The sequence below is a fragment of the Kribbella sp. NPDC058693 genome, assembly GCF_042715335.1.
Taxonomy (GTDB): domain Bacteria; phylum Actinomycetota; class Actinomycetes; order Propionibacteriales; family Kribbellaceae; genus Kribbella; species Kribbella jiaozuonensis.
Map to the genome: position 1 here is coordinate 702,480 of NZ_JBHXSQ010000001.1, position 20,943 is coordinate 723,422.

Annotated in this window: 18 protein-coding genes; 6 read left to right on the plus strand and 12 right to left on the minus strand. The window is 68.5% G+C overall.

Going from position 1 to position 20,943, the window contains the following annotated elements:
* Positions 1 to 22: 22 nt before the first annotated feature.
* Genes ACFWUU_RS03330 through ACFWUU_RS03340 form a run of 3 tightly spaced genes read left to right on the plus strand, consistent with a single transcriptional unit; the run spans position 23 to position 4,616 of the window.
* Entirely contained in the window at positions 23 to 3,139 is a 3,117-nt protein-coding gene (locus tag ACFWUU_RS03330) for an FtsX-like permease family protein (RefSeq protein ID WP_380172300.1), read from the plus strand.
* Positions 3,136 to 3,972 carry an ABC transporter ATP-binding protein gene (locus tag ACFWUU_RS03335; protein WP_380172302.1) on the plus strand — a complete coding sequence of 279 codons (837 nt, stop codon included), beginning with the start codon at positions 3,136 to 3,138 and terminating at the stop codon, positions 3,970 to 3,972. The genes ACFWUU_RS03330 and ACFWUU_RS03335 overlap by 4 nt, the downstream gene beginning before the upstream one ends.
* On the plus strand, positions 3,969 to 4,616 hold the full coding sequence (locus ACFWUU_RS03340; RefSeq protein WP_380172304.1) for an ATP-binding cassette domain-containing protein: 648 nt from the start codon (positions 3,969 to 3,971) through the stop codon (positions 4,614 to 4,616). Before ACFWUU_RS03335 ends, ACFWUU_RS03340 begins: the two co-directional genes overlap by 4 nt.
* Here ACFWUU_RS03340 and ACFWUU_RS03345 read toward each other — a convergent pair.
* The 9 genes from ACFWUU_RS03345 to leuA all read right to left on the minus strand — a co-directional run bounded on the left by ACFWUU_RS03345 (position 4,594) and on the right by leuA (position 14,605).
* Complete coding sequence (locus ACFWUU_RS03345; protein WP_137253828.1) at positions 4,594 to 4,863, minus strand: SAV_915 family protein; 270 nt, start codon at positions 4,861 to 4,863, stop codon at positions 4,594 to 4,596. The two genes, ACFWUU_RS03340 and ACFWUU_RS03345, sit on opposite strands and share 23 nt — an antisense overlap.
* Positions 4,864 to 4,925: 62 nt before the next feature.
* Positions 4,926 to 6,383 carry a bifunctional GNAT family N-acetyltransferase/NUDIX hydrolase gene (locus tag ACFWUU_RS03350; protein WP_137253827.1) on the minus strand — a complete coding sequence of 486 codons (1,458 nt, stop codon included), beginning with the start codon at positions 6,381 to 6,383 and terminating at the stop codon, positions 4,926 to 4,928.
* Between the two features lie 41 nt (positions 6,384 to 6,424).
* Positions 6,425 to 8,284, minus strand: a complete 1,860-nt coding sequence (locus ACFWUU_RS03355; RefSeq protein ID WP_380172306.1) for an ABC transporter substrate-binding protein — start codon at positions 8,282 to 8,284, stop codon at positions 6,425 to 6,427.
* A gap of 58 nt (positions 8,285 to 8,342) precedes the next feature.
* A complete protein-coding gene (locus ACFWUU_RS03360; RefSeq protein WP_137253825.1) occupies positions 8,343 to 8,552 on the minus strand; it encodes a hypothetical protein in 210 nt (69 codons plus the stop codon).
* Entirely contained in the window at positions 8,552 to 9,601 is a 1,050-nt protein-coding gene (locus ACFWUU_RS03365; protein WP_137253824.1) for an ABC transporter ATP-binding protein, read from the minus strand. Before ACFWUU_RS03365 ends, ACFWUU_RS03360 begins: the two co-directional genes overlap by 1 nt.
* Entirely contained in the window at positions 9,598 to 10,683 is a 1,086-nt protein-coding gene (locus ACFWUU_RS03370) for an ABC transporter ATP-binding protein (protein WP_233714629.1), read from the minus strand. The genes ACFWUU_RS03365 and ACFWUU_RS03370 overlap by 4 nt, the downstream gene beginning before the upstream one ends.
* A gap of 5 nt (positions 10,684 to 10,688) precedes the next feature.
* A complete protein-coding gene (locus ACFWUU_RS03375; RefSeq protein ID WP_137253822.1) occupies positions 10,689 to 11,585 on the minus strand; it encodes an ABC transporter permease in 897 nt (298 codons plus the stop codon).
* A 4-nt stretch (positions 11,586 to 11,589) separates the two neighbouring features.
* Positions 11,590 to 12,684, minus strand: coding sequence for an ABC transporter permease (locus ACFWUU_RS03380; protein ID WP_233714628.1), 1,095 nt, complete (start codon positions 12,682 to 12,684; stop codon positions 11,590 to 11,592).
* Between the two features lie 247 nt (positions 12,685 to 12,931).
* Positions 12,932 to 14,605 (minus strand): 2-isopropylmalate synthase, encoded by a 1,674-nt coding sequence (leuA, locus tag ACFWUU_RS03385; RefSeq protein ID WP_202877658.1) that lies wholly within the window; start codon positions 14,603 to 14,605, stop codon positions 12,932 to 12,934.
* Positions 14,606 to 14,936: 331 nt separating this feature from the next.
* Here leuA and ACFWUU_RS03390 point away from each other — a divergent pair, with 331 nt between their 5' ends.
* Together ACFWUU_RS03390 and ACFWUU_RS03395 are read left to right on the plus strand one after the other, a co-directional pair.
* A complete protein-coding gene (locus tag ACFWUU_RS03390; RefSeq protein WP_380172308.1) occupies positions 14,937 to 15,599 on the plus strand; it encodes a response regulator transcription factor in 663 nt (220 codons plus the stop codon).
* Positions 15,596 to 16,876, plus strand: a complete 1,281-nt coding sequence (locus ACFWUU_RS03395; RefSeq protein WP_380172310.1) for an ATP-binding protein — start codon at positions 15,596 to 15,598, stop codon at positions 16,874 to 16,876. Before ACFWUU_RS03390 ends, ACFWUU_RS03395 begins: the two co-directional genes overlap by 4 nt.
* Here the strand turns inward: ACFWUU_RS03395 and ACFWUU_RS03400 are convergent.
* Positions 16,862 to 18,112, minus strand: coding sequence for a DUF1501 domain-containing protein (locus ACFWUU_RS03400; protein ID WP_380172312.1), 1,251 nt, complete (start codon positions 18,110 to 18,112; stop codon positions 16,862 to 16,864). The two genes, ACFWUU_RS03395 and ACFWUU_RS03400, sit on opposite strands and share 15 nt — an antisense overlap.
* Before the next feature lie 9 nt (positions 18,113 to 18,121).
* The gene (locus ACFWUU_RS03405) at positions 18,122 to 19,402 is read right to left on the minus strand and encodes a DUF1800 family protein (protein ID WP_380172314.1); all 1,281 of its coding nucleotides are present in this window, start codon (positions 19,400 to 19,402) and stop codon (positions 18,122 to 18,124) included.
* Positions 19,403 to 19,529: 127 nt separating this feature from the next.
* On the opposite strand from ACFWUU_RS03405, the gene ACFWUU_RS03410 reads away from it, so the two are divergent.
* Entirely contained in the window at positions 19,530 to 19,946 is a 417-nt protein-coding gene (locus ACFWUU_RS03410) for a PPOX class F420-dependent oxidoreductase (protein ID WP_137253816.1), read from the plus strand.
* Here ACFWUU_RS03410 and ACFWUU_RS03415 read toward each other — a convergent pair.
* Positions 19,936 to 20,910, minus strand: coding sequence for a cupin domain-containing protein (locus ACFWUU_RS03415; protein ID WP_380172316.1), 975 nt, complete (start codon positions 20,908 to 20,910; stop codon positions 19,936 to 19,938). The genes ACFWUU_RS03410 and ACFWUU_RS03415 overlap by 11 nt on opposite strands.
* Positions 20,911 to 20,943 lie beyond the last annotated feature (33 nt).

Consider the following 20,943-nt stretch of genomic DNA (forward strand, 5'->3'; position numbering starts at 1 on the left):
TCCATATCTTCGGCTGGCACAAGTGAGCAACAAAGGGGTGGACATGTTCCTGCGTCGGGCGCTGCGGTACCGCTGGGCACAGGCCCTGGTACTGACCGGCATCAGCCTGCTGATCGGCGCCTGCGCCGTCTTCGGGCCGTGGTTCGCCCGCGCCGTCGAGCAGACCGTGATGACCGAGACCCTGTCCGGGCAGCGTCTGCCCGCGTCCTGGCTGCTGGCCTCGACCAGCCGGCAGGTCGGCGGCAGCACCAGCCCGGAGGACCTCGACAAGCTCCTCCCCCACGACCTGAAGCCGCTCTTCACCCCGCCCTTGCACGGCATCTACAACGACGTCAGCTGGAGCATCCCGGCCACCGCGGGCGACCCGTCGCCCCTTGCGCGCGTGCGCTGGCGGGACGGGTACTGCGCTCAACTCACCGTCACCGAGGGCCGCTGTCCGCAGGCGGCGAACGAGGTGATCGCCTCCACGGTCGACAAGACCACCTGGGACTTCCGCCTCGGCACCACCGTGGCCGCGACGCCGAGCGACGTCGGCAAGGGCGGCGGCAGTCTCACGATCGTCGGCTTCTACCAGCCCAAGCAGGCGCGCGGCGACTTCTGGTACGGCGACTATCCGACCGGCCACTCGCATCAGCCGGCCGACAAGGACCCGGGCGCCGCCAACGAGTTCTTCACCGACAGCTCGACCTTCACCGGGGACACGTGGTCGCAGCGGGTCACGTCGGACTTCGGGCCGATCCCCGGCGTGGCCCGGCTCGGCGACCTGGATCGCCTGAAGGAGGCGACCGAGACCGTCAACGGCAACGCCCGGGAGATCGGCGTAGCCGCGCAGAACACGTCCTCGCTGGCCACGCTCGTCGACCAGATCCAGGCGGAGCGGAAGCAGGCGACCACGATCATCCCGCTGGTGATGGTGCAGGTCGCGTTGTTCGCGGTCGTCGTACTGGCGCTTGCCCTGGCGGCTGTGGTCGACCAGCGGCGGCCCGAGATCGCGCTGTCCCGCTTGCGTGGATCGTCCGCGCGCCGGACCCAGCGCGCCTTGTGCATCGAACTCGGCCTGCCCGTACTCGTCGGCACCCTGCTCGGCGGTCTCGCCGGCTTCGCGTTGCTGCTCGTCGTCCGCGCGACCTGGCTGCGGTACGGCGCACCGATCGAACTGCCCTGGACGGTCCCGGTCGCGCTGGCAGTAGCCGTCGTACTCGCGCTGATCGTGGTCGTGCTCCAGGTCCGAGGCACCGTCCGCCAGTCGATCTCCAGCCTGCTACGACGCGTCCTCCCGCTCCGCCGAGGCCGGACGATCGGCGTCGCCGACCTGTGCATCATCGTGTTCGCCGTGGCCGGTCTGATCGCGGCGCTGACCGGTGACGGCCGCGGCCCGCTTCCGGTACTCACGCCCGCGCTGCTCGGGCTCGCGGCCGGCCTGATCTTCGCGCACCTGCTGCTGCCGACCGCCGGGCTCATCAGCCGGCGAGCGCTGCGCAACGGACGACTCGGCCTCGCGCTCGGCGCACTGCAGATCTCGCGCCGCCCGGCCGTGACCCGGATCGTCGCGGCCGTCGCGGTCGCCGCCGCGCTCCTCACGTTCGCCGGCCAGGCCTCGTCGATCGCCGCCACCAACCGCGAGACCCGCTCCGGCTACGAGACCGGCGCCGAGGGTGTACTGCGGATGAATTCCCTGTATCTAGGCGCATTCATGCAAACGGTCAACCAGATCGACCCGGACCGGCACTGGCTGACCCCGGTCGTGATCTCCCGGCCGCCCTCCCCCGACACGCTGCAGACCGAGATGATCGAGCCGGACAGCTTCCGCCGGGTCGCGTTCCAGGGCGACCAGCTCACCGACGCGCAGGGCTGGCAGGCGTTGCAGGCGCCGAGCGACCTCGCCCCGCTCGCGTTCCGCAGTTCGCAGCTGACGGCCACGGTCTCGGTGAACGGGATCAAGCCGATCATCAGCCGCGCCGCGAATGGTGACGCGATCGACGGCGGTGCGCCGAAGTCCGTCGTACTGCGGGCGAACGTGGTCAGCCACCGCGACGGGTCCCGCTTCCTCGTCTCGTTCCCGCCGATCCGGTTCCCGTCGACCAAGCCGGTCGTACTGCGAGCGCCGGTGGACTGCCTCGGCGGCTGCGACCTGCTGCGTCTCGGCATCGGCCGCGAGCCGCTCGACCCGGCCGGTGTCCAAGGCAACGTTGTGATCAGCAACATCTCCAGTGACGACCACCCGACGATTGCCCTGGGCAAGGCGGACGCCTGGCAGACCGTTCCGCAACTGGGCTCCGACCAGAGCTCGATCTCTGCCGCGCCCGGCGGTGCGCTGACGATCGCGATGAAGAGCTTCGGTGCCGACCTGTTCCTGCAGTACGCGACCGTGCCGCCCGTCGTACCCGCACTGGTCACGCCGGAGTACCACTGGGTCGACAACGCCACCACGAGCCCGGCGGCCGACGCCAGCCCGATGACCCTCGGCCGGATCGACCGGCTGCGCGGACCGGTCAACCGGTACAGCGATCGCACCGCCGTGGTCGATCTCGAGACGGTACGGCGGCTCGGCGGTGTGGTCGACGAGGAAGGCACCGATTTCGAGCTCTGGCTGAACAAGGACGGTCTGGCGAACGTCGACGCGATCACCGACAAGCTCACCAAGGCCGGGTACAACGCCGAGCTGATCGATCGCCGGGACGACCGGATCGCGGCGTACGGGCGGTCGGCGAGCGCGCTCGCGTTGCAGCTGACACCGGTGGTCGGAATCGCGGCGTGGGTGCTCGCGATCGTCGTACTGCTGCTGACCGTCGTCACGTCGTGGCGGTCGCGGGCGCAGGACTACGCGAGCCTGAAGATCACCGGCGTACCGGCGAGCGCGACCGGACGGGCCGCGCGCTGGGAGCAGACCGGTCCGGTCGCGCTGGCCGTCCTGCTCGGGACGATCTGTGGGCTGGTCGGTGCGCACGTCGCGCTGCCGCTCATACCGCTGTTCGCAACGAGCGGCGGGCCGGTGCCGCTCGACCTCGGCATCAGCTGGCCGGTCGCACTGATCCTCTGGGCCGGAGGTACGGCGATCCTCGCGGCCGCAACGCTGTTCCTCGGCAGCGGCGTCAACAGACGCTCCACCTACAACCGCATCCGGGAGGAGCTGACGTGAGCGGATTGGCCATCAGTACGACGGGACTCGTGCACATCTACCGTGCTCACGGCCACGACGTCGCGGCGCTGTCCGGTATCGGGATCACCGTCCGGCCTGGCGAACTGGTCGGGCTGCTCGGCCCATCGGGTGCTGGGAAGTCGACGCTGCTGCAACTGTGCGGCGGTCTGCTCACGCCCAGCGCGGGCCGGCTGCAGGTCGGTGAGCACAACGTCGCCACGATGACGGATGCCGAGCTGGACCGGATGCGGTCCGGTGATGTCGGCATCGTCCTCCAAGGTGCCGGACGCAACCTCATCCCGTACCTGACGCCGGCCGACAACATCCGCTACGCCCAGCAGGCCGCACCTGACGACCGCGACCTGCCCACCCCGGAGACGATCCTCGAACTCGTTGGCCTGGGCAACCATGGGACAACACCCCTGTCCCAGTTGACACCCGGGCAGGTCCAGCTGTGCGCCGTTGCCGTCGGCATCGCAACGCTCCCCGGCCTGCTCCTGGCCGACGAGCCGACCAGCCAGCTCGACCACCACGCCCGCGACGAGGTCCTCGCGGCGCTGCGCACGATCAACACGGAAACCGGGATGACCGTCCTGCTCGTCACCCACGACCCGGAAGTCGCCGCGACGCTCCCCCGCACCATCACCATCCGCGACGGCCGGATCGCCTCCGAGGGCCGGTCCGGCGAGGAGTATGCCGTGGTCGCCGTCGACGGATCGTTGCCGCTGCCACCGCATGTGGCCGAACTCCTACCGGCCGGAACGCTCGTCCAGGTCACCACCGACGACGGCGTCATCCGGCTCACCCCCGTGGAGCAGGAGGGGAACCAGTGATCAACGTCAGCCAGGTGACCGTGCGGTACGGCGAGTTGACCGCGGTGTCCGACGTGTCCTTCACGGTCCCGCCGGGCTTCGTGCTCGCGGTCAGCGGACCGTCCGGCGCCGGCAAGAGCTCGTTGCTGTGGGCAATCGCCGGCGCGGCGCCAGTGGCCAAGGGCCAGGTCGAGATCGACGGGCTGGTGATCACCGACCGGCCGACGGCGGCCGCGCACGGCGTCGTACTGATCCCGCAGGGCAACGGACTCGCGCGGGTGCTGACCGCCCGTGAGAACCTGTCGATCCCCTTGCTGGCCGAGCGAAAGCCGGGTGCCGAGGTGGAGCGGACGATCGAGCAGGCGCTCGCGGGAGTCGGGCTCGAGGAGAGCAGCGACCACCTGGTCGAGGAGCTGTCCGGTGGCGAACAGCAGCGGGTCGCGGTCGCTCGCGGGATCGCCCAGCAGGGCCGGGTGATCCTTGCGGACGAGTCGACCAGCGAGCTCGACAGCACCAACCGCGAACGCGTCCTCGACCTGCTGCACGAGGAGGCCCGCCGCGGCGCAGCCGTCGTGATCGCCACCCACGACCCCAACGTCGCGGACAGCGCCGACGGCCACGCCGTGATGGACGAGGGCCACCTCAGCTGGCTACGGCGCCTCTGACCGGTACGGCGACCATCGTCGGGTCGAGCTGGATCCGCGCGATCCCGATCGGCGTCAGCATGTCGTGCAGGGCGTCTTCCGAGACCCGCATGAACTCCTGGACGCCCGCTGCCGCGCGGAGCCGGTCCAGGGTGGTGAAGGCGATGCCGACGCGGAGTCCGTCGGGCAGCCGGCCGGTCTGCAGGGTGGCGATATCGCCGGCCGATCGAACGGGGACGAACCAATCAACGGTATGTCGAGTGCTCACACTTCAACGCTAACGTTCCGATTTCCCCGGACTCTTTTTCTTGCAGAGTTCGAACGGGTTTCTCACAGGCCGAGCTGCGTGGGCACCACCGGTGGGCCGTTCCGCAGCAACCGGTCGACCAGGGTCGGGAGGTCGCGCGGCGCGAAGCGGCCGTCATGAGCAGCCAACTCCGACAACGTCCACCACTTCATGCCGTGCACGTTCTCCGCGCGGAGCTCGGCCTCATTCATGGTGCCGGCGGGATCGAAGGCCGCCGTACGGATCAGGAAGTAGTCGTTGAGGACGCCGTCGTAGCCAGTTGCGTGGCCTTCGGCAACGACTTCCTGGTGCCAGATATGCGGCGGGTCGGGGAAGTCGCTCAGCCCGACTTCCTCGACGAGTTCACGACGGAGCCCTTCGATCAAGGTCTCGCCGGCCTCGACGCCACCGCCGGGTGTCGCCCACACCGGGCCGCTGGAGAACTCGAAGCGGACCAGCAGGATGCGCTCCTCCTCGTCCACGATCACCGCCCGCGCCGCGGGGCGCAGCCGAGGAAGGCGCAGCTCGAGCTCACGATGTTGCTCGACCGCGCGGAAGCCGAAGCGGGCGTTCACCTTGCGCATCGGCGCGTTCGACAGCGCCGTCCAGGTGTGCAGGAAGCGTTGGGTCGTGCGGTGCTTGGCCAGCTGCTCGAGGTTCGCCAGCTTCAAGAACGTGCCGAGGTGGTGACCGCGGTGCTCCCGCAGTACGAGCGTGTCGTCCTGCTGGGCGTGTTCGGCGTCGGCCCGCGGCAGGTAGAGCAGCGTGTACCCGGCCGGCTCGCCCGCGTCGGTGTGCGCCATCGTCACCAGGGCGAGGTAGTTGCGGTCGATCCGCGCCTCGCTCGCCTCGAGTTTGTCGACCGTCCACGGCACGAGCTCGCGGGTCATGCCGCCGGTCGGTACGTCCAGATCCATCGCGGTGTGCAGATCGGCGTACGCCTGCTGGTGTTCCGGCGGGCACACGCCCGCCCACGAGGTGAGCTGGTAGCCGTTCGGCCGCCCTGCCGACTCCCGCAGCTCGTCCAGCCGCAGGTCGTCGTACGGCAGCGGTACGACGAGATGCTCCTCGACGTGCTCCACCTCGAAGCCGAGCCGTTCCGCGAAGGCGGCTCCCGGCCAAGGCTCACAAGGCACGGCGAGCTCGGTCTGGACGATGGTCCGCTCGAGCTGCGCGGACCGCGTGACCGCCCATTGCCACAGCGCCGTACCGATCCCGCGCCGCCGATGCTCAGCCGGTACGTCGATCTCGACCTCGACCGTGTCGAGGTTGTCGGTCAGCCGGTACTCGAACAGCATGCCGCCGAGCACGCGGTCGTCCTCGAACGCGCCCACGGCGATCCGCTGCTTCAGCGGGCTGGGGTTGCGCAGCGAGTAGCCGAGCGTCTCGCGGCCGGTCATCAACGCGGCCTCCCGGCCGGCGACCGCACCGGCCCGGAAGGCGTCGTACCACTCGTCGAACAAGGCCAGGTCGGCCGGGTCGATCTCGCGAACGAGGATCACCCGGCCGACCCAATCAGACAAACAGGTCAAAAAGCCAGAGGTTAAACCGGCGCGACCTTGCCCTGGTACATGTACATGATCACGAAGTTGTCCGCGTACGGCGCGTTCTTCAGGATCGGGTCGTCGTCGGCCGGGAACTTCGCCACCCGGGTGCCCTCGAGCGCGGGGTTGTTACCGTAGCGCTCCCAGAGCGGGATGATCGGCAGCAGTTCGTTGAAGGCCATCGCCGCGGCGGTGACGTTCTTCTTCTGCTCGTCGATGTTCAGGCCCTGTGCGGACTTGTCCACCACGGACTGCAGGTCGATCGGACCGGCCGAGGTGGTCTGCTTCAGCGGGAAGTTCATGCCCTTGCCGCCCGTGTTCGCCGCGATCACGTAGTTGAACGTGTACAGGTCCTGGACGAACGAGAAGTACGGGTGCGGGTGGCTCGATGCACCCCAGCTCTGGATGGCGATGTCGAACTTGCCGGCCAGCACGTCGGGGTTCAGCTGGGTGAAGGTGATACCCCGCTTGGTGATGTTGAAGCCGAACTTGTTCAGCTGGTCGGCCGCGTTGGTGGCGGCCGGGTTCCAGTCGGCGAACTCGGTCGGGAACTTGATGTCGTACGCCGCCGGCTTGCCGTTCGGCAGCGTCCACTTTCCGCCGGTCTTCTTCCACCCGGCCGACTGCAGCAGCTGGGTGGCCTTGGCCTCGTCCTTCTCGTACGCCTGCAGCTTCTTCTGGTCGGCGTCGGAGACCCAGTCCGGCACGAGGATGTCGGAGAAGCCGGCCATGAACTTGCAGGGCTTGCCCGAGTCGCCGAGCGCGACGGTGCCGTTCTCCTGGCGGTCGAGCACGTAGGCGATCGCCTGCCGTACCTTCGGGTCGGACAGCTCCGGGTGCGCGGTGAAGTTGAACACCAGCGCCGGGCCGGAGTACACCGGCGGCCGGAGGATCCGGAAGCCGCTGCCTTCCAGCGTCTTCTCGGTCGCGACCGCGAAGCCGTGGGTCGCGTAGTCGACGTCCTTGTTGAGGACGACGGGGGTGATGTCGGAGGTCTCACCGTTGTACAGGAGAACCTTGCTGAAGCCGATCTTGTCGGCGAACAGGCCCTTGTCGTTCTTGACCAGGTTCATCTGCGCGTTGGTCATGTTCTTCGCGTCGAAGTTGAACGGACCGGACACGACCGGGTTCTCCGGACGGAACTTCTGGAAGTCGCCGTTGAGCTGCTTGCCCTCGGCGCTGTCCAGGCTGGTCTTGGCCTTGCGCATCGTCTCGGCCTTGGTGGCCCACTCGCCGTACACCGAGTCCGGCAGGATCGGGGCACGGAGGATGTAGCGCTCGAGCACGGTGGACGGCGTACCGATGGTGAACACGGCGGTGGTGTCGTCCTTCGCCGTGACGTCGGACAAGAAGGTCCACGGTGGCTGGCGCATCAGCCACTGCAGGTTGAACGTCGACACGACGTCCTTCGCCGTGACCGGCTTGCCGTCGCTCCAGGTCAGCCCGGACCGGAGCTTCATCGTGTACGTCTTGTTTACCTCGTCCAGCGTGCCGGACTCGGCCATCATCCATTCCCACTTCTTGTCGGCCCAGTAGTAGAGGCCGCCGCTGGGGTAGACGAGGTCGAGGTACGGGCTCGACTGCTGGATGCCGTCGGTGACGCCGGCGGCCAGGTTGAAGTGGCCCTTCGGCGGCAGCTGGTACGGGTACGCGCCGTGGAACTCCTTGTTCGCCGACTTGCTGCTGTCGGTGCTGCTGCTCGGAGAGCTCGGCGAGCAGGCCTCCAGCGACCCGATGCCGGCCACGCCGACACCGGCGATGCCGAACAGCTGGAGCACGTGCCGGCGCGAGATCGCGTTCGTCCGGGGGCTCGGCCCCGGAGAGTTGGTGCCGGAATCGTTGGTGCCGGTGGGACTCATTCCTTCGTCCTTTCTGATCTGGCGCACGACTGTGTGCGTCAGCCACTACTGGTTTGAGTTACTGCGAACCGCCCTCGCGTTTTTCCCGCCGCCGGGTCCACACGACCCCGACGACAACGATCAGGCCCAGTAGCAGGCCCAAACACAAGGTGAACAGGGTGACGACGAACTCCGGAGTACCCGGCGACAGCGTGAGCAGCAACGCCCCGCTGGCCAGGATCAGGAACGCCGCCCAGCCGAGCGCCAACCGGCCGATCTGCGGTGACATCAGGCCACCGGCTCATCGGGCCGGACCTCCCCGGCGCCGTCGCGGGCCACCACGTGGCAGGCCGCGGACTGACCGGACCGGATCTCGACCAACTGCGGAACCTCGCCGTCGCACAGCCCGTCCTCGAACATCGGGCAGCGCGGGTGGAACGAGCAGCCGCTCGGCAGGTGGGCCAGACTCGGGATCTCCAGGCTGCGCAGGGATTCGCGGCCCTTGGTCTTGGTCAGGTCCGGATCCGGCTCGGGGATCGCGTCGATCAGCGCCCGGGTGTAGGGATGCGTCGGCGCGTTGATGATCTTCGGCGTCGGACCGAACTCGACGATCCGGCCGAGGTACATCACCGCGGTCTTACCGTGCCAGCCGAAGTACTTCGCGATCGCGAGGTCGTGGGTGATGAACAGGAACCCCACGCCGAGGTCGTCGCGCAGCCGGCCGAGCATCGCCAGCACGCTGATCCGGATCGACACGTCCAGCATCGAGGTCGACTCGTCCGCGATGATCAGCTTCGGGTCCAGGGTCAGCGCCCGCGCGACCGAGACCCGTTGCCGCTGACCGCCGGACAGCTGGTGCGGGAACTTCGGCAGGTAGTTCTCCGGCGGGGTCAGGTCGACCTTGCGGAGCAGCTCCGCGGCCTTGTCGGCGGCCGCTTTGTTGCCCTTGACAACACCGTGCTTGAGCAACGGCGCGGTGATCGTCTGCTGGATCGTCCGGGTCGGGTTCAGCGATGCGTACGGGTCCTGGTGGACGTACTGCACACTGCGCCGGAAGGCGCCGAAGTCGTGCCGGTTCATCGACCAGATGTCGTTGCCGTCGAACTGGACCTGGCCGTCGGTCGGCCGGGCCAGACCGGCCGCCATCCGGGCGGCGGTGGTCTTGCCCGAGCCGCTCTCACCGACCAGGCAGAGCACCTCGCCGGGGTTGACCGACAGATCGATGTTGTCGACCGCGCGGATCGGCCCCGCCTTGGTGTCGAACACCTGGCTGACGCCGCTCAGCGTCATCAGCGGCGTCCGGCTCACGGTCTCCGGGGTCTGCTCCAGCGCGCTCATGATGCGGTCCCGAGGTCTTGGTTGCGCGCCTCGCGGTCGAGGTGCACGTCCTTCCAGTGGATGCAGGCGACGTCGTGCGCGCTGCCGTCCTGGTCGGTCACAGGGACCAGATCCGGCTCGGCTTCTCTGCACTCGTCGGTGGCGAACTTGCACCGCGGGTTGAAAGTGCAGCCCGGTGGCAGTGCGGCCAAGCTCGGCGGACCGCCGGGGATCGACTCCAGGTCGGGCAGGTCGCCGACAATCGGCGGCACGGCCTTGATCAGGCCGAGCGTGTACGGGTGCCGCGGACGGTAGAACAGGTCGCGGACGCCGCCGGTCTCGACCAGGCGTCCGGCGTACATCGTCGCGACCCGGTCGGCGAGCTCCGCGGCCAGCGACAGGTCGTGCGAGATGAAGATCATCGAGAAGCCGAGCCGCTCCCGCACCTCGTGCAGTACGTCGACGATCGACCGCTGCGTAAGGATGTCGAGCGCCGTGGTCGGCTCGTCCAGGATCAGGACCTCGGGCTCGAGCAGCAAGCTCATCGCGATCAGCACGCGCTGCCGCATGCCGCCGGACAGCTCGTGCGGGTAGCAGTCCATCACCCGCTCCGGCTCCAGCCGCACCAGCCGGAGCAGATCACCGGCCCGGTCCTCGATCTCCTGCCGGGTCGCCTTGGTGTGCGCACGCATCGTGTCGTGCATGTGCGCGCGGATCTTCAGCACCGGGTTGAACGCGTTCATCGCACCCTGGAAGACCATCGCCGCGTCCCGCCAGCGGAACTGGCGCAGATCGCGACCGTCCAGCCCGAGTACGTCGATCTCGGTGCCGTCGCCGCGGTTGAAGATCACCTTGCCGCTGGCGTGGCCGAGCCGCGGCAGCAGCCGGAGCAGCCCGAGCCCAAACGTCGTCTTGCCGCAGCCGCTCTCCCCCACCAGGGCGAGGCTCTCGCCCGGGTAGAGGTCGAGGTCGACGCCGCGCACCGCTTGGACCGTGGCGCCCGAGCCGGTCCGGTACTCGACCTTGAAGTCGCGGATCGACAGCAGTGGCTTGCCTTCGCCGCCGCGCACCGCGCGGGCGGCTCCCGAGGTCGTCGTCGTCACCATCGTCACCGGTCCCGGAGGCGCGGGTTGAGGATCTCTTCGAGGGATCGAGTCATCATCACCAATCCGAGCAGCAGCAGGATGATCGCGACAATCGGGCTGAGGATCCAGGCCAGACTGTTGTCGTTGAAGATCGCGCCGGCGATCCAGGCGCGGTTGAGCATGATGCCCCAGTTGGACCCGGTCAGTGGCGCGAGACCGAGCAGGTACAGGCCGACCAACTGGTAGATCGCGTTGGTCACGCCGATCATGAAGTTCATCAGGATGAAGCTGGCCATGTTCGGCAGGATCTCGACGAACACCACCCGGGGCGTGCCGAGATCCAGGAGTCGCGCGGCTTCGACGAACTCGCGTTCCTTCAGCGAGAACACCTGGGCCCGGACCGCCCGGGTCAGCACCGGCCAGGACAGGCCGCCGACCAGCAGCGCCAGCAGGACCGGCGAGTCGAGCTTGAAGAACGCTCCGAGGACCGCGAGCAGGACGATCTGCGGGACGGTCAGGAAGACGTCGGCCAGCGTGACGACGACCGAGTCGACCCAGCCGCCGAGGTAGGCGGCCAGCGAGCCGAGCACGATCGCCAGCACGGTGGAGATCGCCGCGGCGACGAAGCCGACGAAGATCACCGTCCGGCCGCCGGCGATCATCTGGACCAGGACGTCCTTGCCCTCGTTGTCGGTGCCGAGCAGGTGGCCGGGCGAGCCGGCCGGGAGCAGGATCTCCTTGACGTTCGGCGCGACCTCCGGCGTGAAGAACGGCCCGATCGCGCTGATCAGGATCAGCAGGACCACGATCACGAAACCGATGAACCCGGCCGGACTGCGGCGCAACGACCTGATGATGCCGGCGAAGCGGGAGACGCCGGTGGTTCCGATCGAGGAGACGGGGATCGTTGCTTCGGTCATCTCGTCACCCCTTGCCCTGGACGCGGATCCGCGGATCGAGCCGGCTGTAGAGAATGTCCGCGAGCAGGTTGGCCGCGACCACCGAGATCGTGACCACCAGGAAGATTCCCTGCAGTACGGCGTAGTCGCGGCCGTTGACCGCGTTGAAGAGGCTGAACCCGATGCCTTGGTAGCCGAAGATCTTCTCCACGAAGATCGATCCGCCGACCACGAATCCGAGCGAGACCGCGAGCTGGCTGAACAGCGGCAGGACGGCGTTGCGGCCGACGTACCCGTTCCTGATCCGGGAGTCGGACAGGCCGCGGGCCCGGGCCACCGTCACGTAGTCCTCACCGAGGGTCTCCACCGTGGACGACTTCATCACCAGCGCCCAGGAGCCGACCGTGGTCAGTGTGTAGGCCAGGATCGGCAGCGTCGCGTGGTAGAAGATGTCGTTCAGAAAAGCGAGGCTGAACGACGGATGCACGCCTGGCGTGTACGAACCGCGCGCTTCGGTCAGGTTGAACCATTGCAGTTTCACCCCGAGGAAGACCACGATCAGGATCGCCAGGATGTAGTTCGGGATCGCGTGCAGCAGCGCGCCGACCGAGGTGAGCAGATGATCCAGCCAGGTCTCGCGGCGGTACGCCATGGTCATGCCTGCCGCGATGCCGATGATGAACGCGATCACCGTGGCCACGCCGACGGAGAACAGCGTCCACGGCAGGTAGGTCTTGATCACCGAGGCAACCGTCGTGCCCGGCGAGAGCGCCGAGTTGCCGAAGTCGCCGTGCAGCAGGTTCCCCATGTACGTCAGGTACTGCTGGATCAGCGGCGCGTTCGGGTCCAGGGAGAAGAGGTTCTTCGCCTGCGCGGCGGCGGCCTCGTAGGAGATACCGGTCTGCGCGATCTGGGTCTGGATGTAGGTGTCGACCGGGTTACCCGGCAGCAGCCGGACCAGGAAGAACGTGCCGGTGGTGACGATGAAGACGGTCAGCACGGCTTTGAAGAGTCTTCGGACAAGCCAGGCGCTGAAGAAGCGCCGAACTGCCGAGGGTTTCGGTTCGACAACCGGCCCTTCGATCAGCTCCGACGCGGGTGTCTCGACCGCACCGCTCACTGCTCACCTCCACGCGACTGCCAGGGAAAGTCGGTGGCGCAGACCACTCAACAGCACGACTTAGTAACGCTGTCTTGCAAGGATCTGCGCATAGTGACGACAGTGTGCGCAACCTCAGTCATCGAGTCAACGTCTTGAGGCAACGTTGAGACAACGTTGCGGTCCGTGACGCAACGGTACCGGGGCGTACTGGAATCGCCCGCCTCTGAAACAGAGACGGGCGATTCGCCGGAAGAATGTGACGGAGTCAGCGCGTGGCGCGATTGACAGCCGAGACGACGGCCTTCAGCGAGGCAGTGAGAATGTTCGCATCCCGCCCGACACCCCAGAAAACCTCGTCGCCGACCTCGCATTCGACGTACGCCGCGGCCAGCGCGTCACCGCCGGCCGAGAGCGCGTGCTCGTGGTAGTCGAGCACGCGGACGTCGTACTTCAGCGGCTTGATCGCGTCGACGAAGGCCGAGACCGGACCGTTGCCTTCGCCAACCAGCTCGTGCGGCACGCCATTGGAATAGACCTGAACCCGGAGCTGGTCGCCCTGGCCCTCGCCGGACGTCGAGTTGACGCTCAGCAGCGACAGCTTGCCCGGTGCGAGGTACTCGGCCGCGAAGATGTCCCACATCTGCTGCGGGCCGACCTCGCCGCCCTCGTTGTCGGTGTGCTGCTGGATCACCCGGCTGAACTCGATCTGCAGCCGGCGCGGCAGGTCGAGCCGGTGCTCGGACTTCATCATGTACGCGACGCCGCCCTTGCCGGACTGCGAGTTGACCCGGATCACGGCCTCGTAGCTGCGGCCGACGTCCTTCGGGTCGATCGGCAGGTACGGCGCCTCCCAGGCGATGTCGCCGACCGGCTTGCCCTCGGCCGCGGCCTGCTTGTCCAGCGCCTCCAGGCCCTTCTTGATCGCGTCCTGGTGCGAGCCGGAGAAAGCGGTGTAGACCAGGTCACCGGAGTACGGCTGACGCTCGGGAACGCGCATCTGCGTGCAGTACTCGACCGTACGGCGGATCTCGTCGATGTCGGAGAAGTCGATCTGCGGGTCGATGCCCTGGCTGAACAGGTTCATCCCCAGCGTGACCAGGTCGACGTTGCCGGTGCGCTCACCGTGGCCGAACAGGCAGCCCTCGACCCGGTCGGCGCCGGCCATCAGCGCGAGCTCGGTCGCGGCCACCGCCGTACCGCGGTCGTTGTGCGGGTGCAGGCTGATCGCGCTGTGCTCGCGCCGGGTCAGGTGCCGGCCGAACCACTCGATCTGGTCGGCGTAGACGTTCGGGGTGCACATCTCGACGGTGGCCGGCAGGTTCAGGATGATCTCGCGGCCCTCGGCGGGCTGCCAGACGTCGCTGACCGCCTCGCACACCTCGAGCGCGAACTCCAGCTCGGTGCCGGTGAAGATCTCCGGGCTGTACTGGTACCCGAACTCGCAGTCGCCGAGGATCTCGTCGGCGTACTTCATCACGGTCTCGGTGCCGCGGACGGCGATGTTGCGGCACTCGGCCTTGTCGACGTTGAAGACGACCCGGCGGAACAGCGGCGCGGTCGCGTTGTACAGGTGGATGGTGGCCTTCGGCGAGCCCTGCAGCGACTGCACGGTCCGCTCGATCAGCTCCTCACGGGCCTGGGTCAGCACCGAGATCGTCACGTCGTCCGGGATCGCGTCGGACTCGATCAGGCTGCGGACGAAGTCGAAGTCGTACTGGCTGGCGCTCGGGAAGCCGACCTCGATCTCCTTGTAGCCCATCTTCACCAGCAGGTCGAACATCCGCCGCTTGCGGGCCGGCGACATCGGCTCGACCAGGGCCTGGTTGCCGTCGCGGAGATCGGTCGACAGCCAGCGCGGCGTGCGGTCGACGGACTTGGCCGGCCAGGTGCGGTCGGGCAGCTCGATCGGCGGGAACGCGCGGTAGCGGTGGGTCGGCATACCGGACGGCTGCTGGACGGGCTTGGGCTGGTTCTTCGGTGCCACGGGGGTTCTCCTCGGGAAGCTGTCTACTGCGGGGTCGCTAGGACGACCGGCGAACGACAGAACTCCGCGGCGAGGGAACCGGCCTTAACAGGCCTCGCCGCGGCAGCGAAGGAGGAGAAGCTGGTGCCGCATGATGACAGCTACTTTATGCACAACTCCCCCGGCCCGTCGAACCGGGGGTCTCGACGGACGAGACACGAAGAGTAACGGCGGGCTCGCTGAGGATGTGCTGAAGATTGCCTCCGGGGTTCAGCTGGCGGTCCGTTGACGGTGCGAGGATGGCGCGATGACTGCGCGGGTGCTGGTGGTGGAGGACGCGGAGCCGATCCGGACCGCCGTCGGTATCGCGCTGACCGAAGCCGGCCACACCGTGCGCACCCGGCCGGACGGCGATGGCCTCGAACGGGACCTCGCGGAGTACCGGCCGGATCTCGTGCTGCTCGATGTGATGCTGCCCGGCCGGGACGGGTTCGAGCTGCTCACGGTCACACGGGAGACGTCGAACGCCGGAGTGATCCTGTTGACCGCGCGCGACGCCGTCGGCGATCGGCTGCACGGGCTACGGACCGGCGCCGACGACTATGTGGTGAAGCCGTTCGTGCTGGCGGAGTTGATCGCGCGGGCGGAGGCGGTACTGCGGCGGATGGGACGGCTGCGGACTGTTCTCGAGGTCGGCGATCTGGAAGTAGATGTCGAGGCGCGATCGGTACGGCGGGGCGGAACGCCGATCGAGTTGACGGCGACGGAGTTCAAGCTGCTCACGTTCCTGGCCGGCCGCGACGGGAAGGTGGTCGGCAAGACGCAGCTGCTGACCGCGGTCTGGGGGTACGACGACTACGCGGACAACCTGGTCGAGGTGTACGTCAGCGGGCTCCGGCGGAAGCTGGAGGCGCACGGTCCGCGGTTGCTGCATACCGTCCGCGGGTCCGGGTACGTGCTGCGCCCATGAGCGGGTCGCTGCGGGTTCGCGTGACGGTGACGGCTATCGCCGTGCTGCTGATCGTGCTGCCGATCACCGGGCTGGTCGTGAAGGCGGTGTTCGATTCGCAGGCCGAGCGCAGTCTCGACTCGCTGCTGACCGGGCGGGCGCAGCTGGTCCAGCAGCTCGCGCGACAGAACGTTGCTCCGGGCAACTTGGTGCGGCGGGTGGACGCGGACGGCGTGCGGGTCACGCTGATCCTGCGGAACGGGCGGCAGCTGGGTGCGCCGCCGATCGAGGCCGGCGGGAACGTGCGGCAGGTGAAGGCGACGTTGCAGGCGGGCGTGCAGACGAAGGGTGCGACGTTGATGCTGTCCGCCGACACGAGTCTGCTCGCCGACGCCAGCTCGCGGCTTCGGACGGTGCTGTTGCTCTCCGGTGCTGCGGCGATCCTGATCACGGCGCTCGCGTTGGTGATCGGCATGCGGTTCGCGCTGGCGCCGCTCGATGCGATGACCGGGTTGGCGCGGTCGATCGCGGCCGGGCGGCGGGGCGGGCGGTTGCAGCCGGAGCGCGCGGACACCGAGCTCGGTCGCACGGCGGCCGCGTTCGACGAGATGCTCGATGCGCTCGAGGGCGCCGAGGGTGCTGCGCGACGGTCGGAGGACCGGATGCGTGAGTTCGTCGCGGATGCGGCGCATGAGTTGCGTACTCCGATCGCCGGTTTGCAGACCGCTGCGGAGACGCTGATCCAGCTTGGTCCGCGGGCGGCGTCGAGCGAGCGGGGACAGCTCGAACTCCTGCTGGTGCGGGAATCCCGGCGCGCAGGCACGCTCGTCTCCGACCTGCTGGAGCTGAGCCGGATCGATGCCGGCCTGCAACTGCAGCTCACGCAGGTCGACCTCCATCACCTGGCCGAGTCGCAAGCCGCTCGCCTCCGCTTGGTCGCGCCCGACCTGGACGTCGAGGTCGACGGCATCGCCATCGTCACCGCCGACCCGGAGCGGTTGACCCAGGTCCTGGCCAACCTCGTCGACAACGCCCGCCAGGCCGGCGCCCAGGCGATCCACATCAGCGTCACCCCGGCCGGCGTCATGGTCGAGGACGACGGTCCCGGCGTACCTCCTGAGGTCCGGGACCGAATCTTCGACCGCTTGGTCCACGGCCCGCAGAGCAAGGGCGCCGGTCTCGGCCTGGCCATCGCCCGTGGAGTAGCCCGAGCCCACGGCGGCGACCTCACCGTAGGAGACCGCGCCGATGGCAAACCGGGCGCGGCCTTCTACTTGCGACTGTCACACCCTCAATAGGCCGTCGATGGTGGTGGTGTGGTTGGCCAGGATCTTGCCGGGGTCTTCGCCGAGGACGTGCTGCAACATCGTGGCGTAGACGTCGCGGAAGTCGGTGCCGGCTTTGAGGTCGCCGTTGGCGAGGTCGGTCAGGCTGGGCTGGTTGCCGAAGAAGCCGCCGGAGACCTTCTCGCCGAGGACGAAGACCGGGCCGGCGGTGCCGTGGTCGGTGCCGTCGCTGCCGTTGGCCTGGACCCGGCGGCCGAACTCGGAGTACACCAGCACGACCGCGTTCTTCCCGCGGTCCGTCTTCTGCAGCCGCTGCACGAACGGCGTCAGCGCGCCGTCCAGCTCGGTCAGCAGCCGCTGCTGCGTACCGCGCTCGTCCGCGTGCGTGTCGAATCCGCCCAGCGAGGCGGAGTACGCCCGGGTCGGTACGCCGGCCTCGATCAGCCCGGCGATCAGTTCGAGCTGCGCGCCCAGCTGCGACGTACCGCCGGCGGACGCGCCCTTCGTACGCTCCTCGTCGTCATCGTCTTCCTGCACGTGGCCGCTCTTGACCGCCTTGCCCAGCACCTGCGTCGCGTTCTGCAGGTCGAGCACGGACTTGGCCGCCCGCGCCTGCCAGTGGCCGTCGCCCGGACTCGGCTTGCCCAGTGCGGCGTACGCCGTACCTAATGCACCACCTGGCAAGGACAGCCCGCGCAACGGGAGGGACGCGGCGGCCGTGGTCTCGCCGGCCAGGAGTGGCGGCAGGGTGGGTTCGACGGAGACGGCCCGCAGCGGGTCGGCGCCGGTTGCGTCGAGCCAGCGGCCGAGCCAGCCGGTCGGGATCGGCGACTTGGGCGATGCCGTCTGCCAGATCGCCATCGACCGGAAGTGGCTGCGATCCGGGTCCGGGTACCCGACGCCGCGCACGATCGCGAGCCGCTTGTCGTCCCACAAGCCTTTCAGGCCCTTCATCCCCGGATTCAGTCCGAGCCCGTCGCCGAGATCGAGCACCTCGTTGGTCTGGTACGCCAGATCCGGCCGAGCCTTCTGGTACGCCGGGTCCGCCGCCGGCACGACCGTGTTCAATCCGTCGTTCCCGCCGTACAACGTGATGACGACGAGCACCGACTGGTCGCTCGGCAACGGATCGTCGACGGCCGCGGCCATCAGGTCGGACCAGTTCACCTGCGTCGCTCCGGCGGCCAACGCACCGGCCGCAGTCACGCCACTGAGCGTCAGGAAGCGCCGTCTCGTCAGGTTGTCCATGTCCTCCGCCTATCCGCTCACGACGTACTCGGGGGCGCAGGCCGCGACCGCGGTCAGCTGCGCAGGGTCCTTCACACCGGCCAACGCGGTCTTCGTCCGCTCGGACCAGCCGTCGACGCCGAGCAGTGCGGCGACGTCCTGTGCGTCCTTGACGGCCGAGAGATCGGCCTTCTTCGCCAGTTGCTGGGCGAGTTGCAGCCGGGTGACACCGGCCGAGGTCGTCAGCCAACTCGCGCCGGCCGGCCAACCGCCGACGCTCGGCGGGCGGTACGGCAACTGGCCCATGCCACGCAGACCGGCGAGCAGCTTGGTCTGCTCCTTCTCCTCCAGCTTGCTCGGCCGGAGCTTCAGCGCGCGGAGCAGTCCGACCGCCCACTCCACCGGCTCCTTCACCAGACTCGACGCCGGGTCCTTGAACGCCGCCTCGCCAACCATTGCCGTCAGCAACGACCTGATGTCACGGTTGACGCCGTACGCCGTGGTCAGCCGGGCGACCGTGGCCGCATCGGGCGGCGTCGCCGACACCAGCCGGAACCACAGCCGCCCGATCACGAACCCGGCCGACGCGGGCTGGGCAAGCGCGAGCCGCGCGAATCCCTTCGCATCGAAGTCGCCGGTCTTGCCGAGCACCGTCTTGCTGCCGGTGTCGAACCGCCTGCGCTGGAAGGTCGCAGCGTCCTTGCGCAACACCCAACCGGTCAGGCAGCGAGCGCCTTGCGCGACGTCAGCCTCTTGGTAGTGACCGAGGCCGAGCGTGAACAGTTCCATGAACTCGCGGGCCAGGTTCTCGTTCGGCGAACCCTTGCGGTTCTTCTGCCCGTCGAGCCAGCGGATCATCGCGGTGTCCACGATCATCGCCTGCGCGAGGTCGCCGAACCGGCCGAGGGCGAGGGTGCGCTGGGTCTGGTTCTGCGCCAGCATCCAGGCCGTGTTGCGGACCTTCTGGTTGCTGGTCGCGAAGTGCCCGTGCCAGAACCAGGTCAGCCGCTCCCCTGCGGTCCGGCTGACCACCATCCGGTCCAGCCACCAGATCGTCAGCTTCCGCTCCTGCGCGGCCCGCTGCTTGTTGGCGGCCTTCTTCGCGTCCTTGTCCTGGTCCTTCTTCTTCACACTCTCGGGCGGCTCCAGACCGGTCGGCACCACGACCGCCGCGGCCGCGGCATCCTTCGCCGGACCCAGCAGTCGCCGTACGGTCGCGTCGACGCCGGCGTCCAGGTCACCCGGCGCCGGCCCGAACCCGAACCGGTCGTTCAGCCTCCGTACGACGGCCCGCTCGCTGATCTCGGTCATGCCCCGATGGTTTCCAGGTCGCGGCCGGCGGACCAGGATCCGGAGCCTTTCCTCAGCCGATCCACAGGTCCCGCGTTCTAGAGGCCGCCCTTGCCTTCAAGGGCGCTTGAAATTTTAAGCTGTTGGTATGACGGAATCCCTCCTCGACCGGATCGGCACGCATGGGCTCGGCGTCCTGGTCACCATCAAGCGCGACGGGCGGCCACAGCTGTCCAACGTCACCTACGTCTTCGACGGCACCCGGGTGCGCGTCTCACTCACCGACGGCCGCGCGAAGACCAAGAACCTGCGCCGCGACCCGCGCGCCAGCCTGTACGTCGACGGGCCGCGCGGGCGGACGTACGTCGTACTGGAAGGGAAGGCCGAGCTCAGCCCGGTCGCCGCCGATCCGTACGACGCGGTCGTCGAGGACCTGGTCGACTACTACCGGACCGCGTCCGGCGAGCACCCGGACTGGGACGAGTACCGCGCGGTGATGGTCGAGGACAAGCGGCTGATGTTCTCGATGACGGTCGACCACGCGTACGGGATGCCTAAGCCGTAGCTTCCTCTGCCTCGGGCGCCACCCGGGTCGCGCGGGCGGCCTCGCGGTAGCGCCGGGGTGCGACGCCGTTGACGCGTTTGAAGGCGTTGCTGAACGCACTGTCGGACGTGTAGCCGAGCGAATGCGCGAGAGCGGACAGCGACTGATCGTCGTCGCGCAGCGCTCGCTCGGCGAGGCGCATCCGCCAGTTGAGCAGGTAGGTGAGCGGCGGTACGCCGGCCACGGAGCGGAAGCGCTCGGCGAACGTCGTACGGGACATCGCCGCGGCCCGGGCGAGCTCGTCGAGCTGCCACGCCCGGCCGGGCTGGTCATGCATCAGGCGCAGGGCCGGCGCGATGCGCTCGTCGGCGATCGCGCGCAGCCAACCGACCGGGAGATCGTCTGCTTGCGCGAGGCAGGCACGGAGGGCCTCGAGGAAGAGCAGGTGCGCGACGTCGTCGGCGGCCAGACCCGCGCCGAGCTCGGAGGTCGTTGCCTCGTGCAACAACCGGTTCAGCAGCCAGTGGAAGGTCGCCGACCGCTCGTCGATGGCCCGGAGATGGATCACCGGCGGAAGGGCGCGCATCAGCAGTTCGTCGCCGGTGCGATTCAGGCTGACATGGCCGCCGACGCCGACGACCCGCGGACCGACGCCGGTGAGCGTGCCGTTGCCGAAGCGGGCGATCGGGCCGTCGGTGGCGCCGAACGCGGCGACGGCGTCCTCGACCGGTACGGCGTCGGAGTTGCCCTTCACGAACTCGTGCCGGCCGTCGAACAGCACGACGTCTCCCGGCTCCAGCTCGATCCGACCCGTCGCCAGCTCGTCGTCGAAGTCGATCCAGCACCTGCCCTCGACGGCCGCGGTGAACTTGAGCCGGTTCGTCGCCGGGTAACGCAGCGCCCACTCGCCCATCGCCTCGAAGCCGCGCGAGACGTGGCAATGCGCCTCGGTGAGAGCGAGGGTGTCGGTGAGCGGGTCAGCCATATCCGTACTATCGCGCAAGTTATCGGCACTCTC

Excerpts from the sequence above, each read along its gene's own strand:
- ACFWUU_RS03355 (WP_380172306.1), bottom strand. The coding sequence starts at position 8,284 with ATGAGTCCCACCGGCACCAACGATTCCGGCACCAACTCTCCGGGGCCG.
- ACFWUU_RS03360 (WP_137253825.1), bottom strand. The coding sequence starts at position 8,552 with ATGTCACCGCAGATCGGCCGGTTGGCGCTCGGCTGGGCGGCGTTCCTG.
- ACFWUU_RS03365 (WP_137253824.1), bottom strand. The coding sequence starts at position 9,601 with ATGAGCGCGCTGGAGCAGACCCCGGAGACCGTGAGCCGGACGCCGCTG.
- ACFWUU_RS03375 (WP_137253822.1), bottom strand. The coding sequence starts at position 11,585 with ATGACCGAAGCAACGATCCCCGTCTCCTCGATCGGAACCACCGGCGTC.
- leuA (WP_202877658.1), bottom strand. The coding sequence starts at position 14,605 with ATGCCGACCCACCGCTACCGCGCGTTCCCGCCGATCGAGCTGCCCGAC.
- ACFWUU_RS03390 (WP_380172308.1), top strand. The coding sequence starts at position 14,937 with ATGACTGCGCGGGTGCTGGTGGTGGAGGACGCGGAGCCGATCCGGACC.
- ACFWUU_RS03395 (WP_380172310.1), top strand. The coding sequence starts at position 15,596 with ATGAGCGGGTCGCTGCGGGTTCGCGTGACGGTGACGGCTATCGCCGTG.
- ACFWUU_RS03400 (WP_380172312.1), bottom strand. The coding sequence starts at position 18,112 with ATGGACAACCTGACGAGACGGCGCTTCCTGACGCTCAGTGGCGTGACT.
- ACFWUU_RS03405 (WP_380172314.1), bottom strand. The coding sequence starts at position 19,402 with ATGACCGAGATCAGCGAGCGGGCCGTCGTACGGAGGCTGAACGACCGG.
- ACFWUU_RS03410 (WP_137253816.1), top strand. The coding sequence starts at position 19,530 with ATGACGGAATCCCTCCTCGACCGGATCGGCACGCATGGGCTCGGCGTC.
- ACFWUU_RS03415 (WP_380172316.1), bottom strand. The coding sequence starts at position 20,910 with ATGGCTGACCCGCTCACCGACACCCTCGCTCTCACCGAGGCGCATTGC.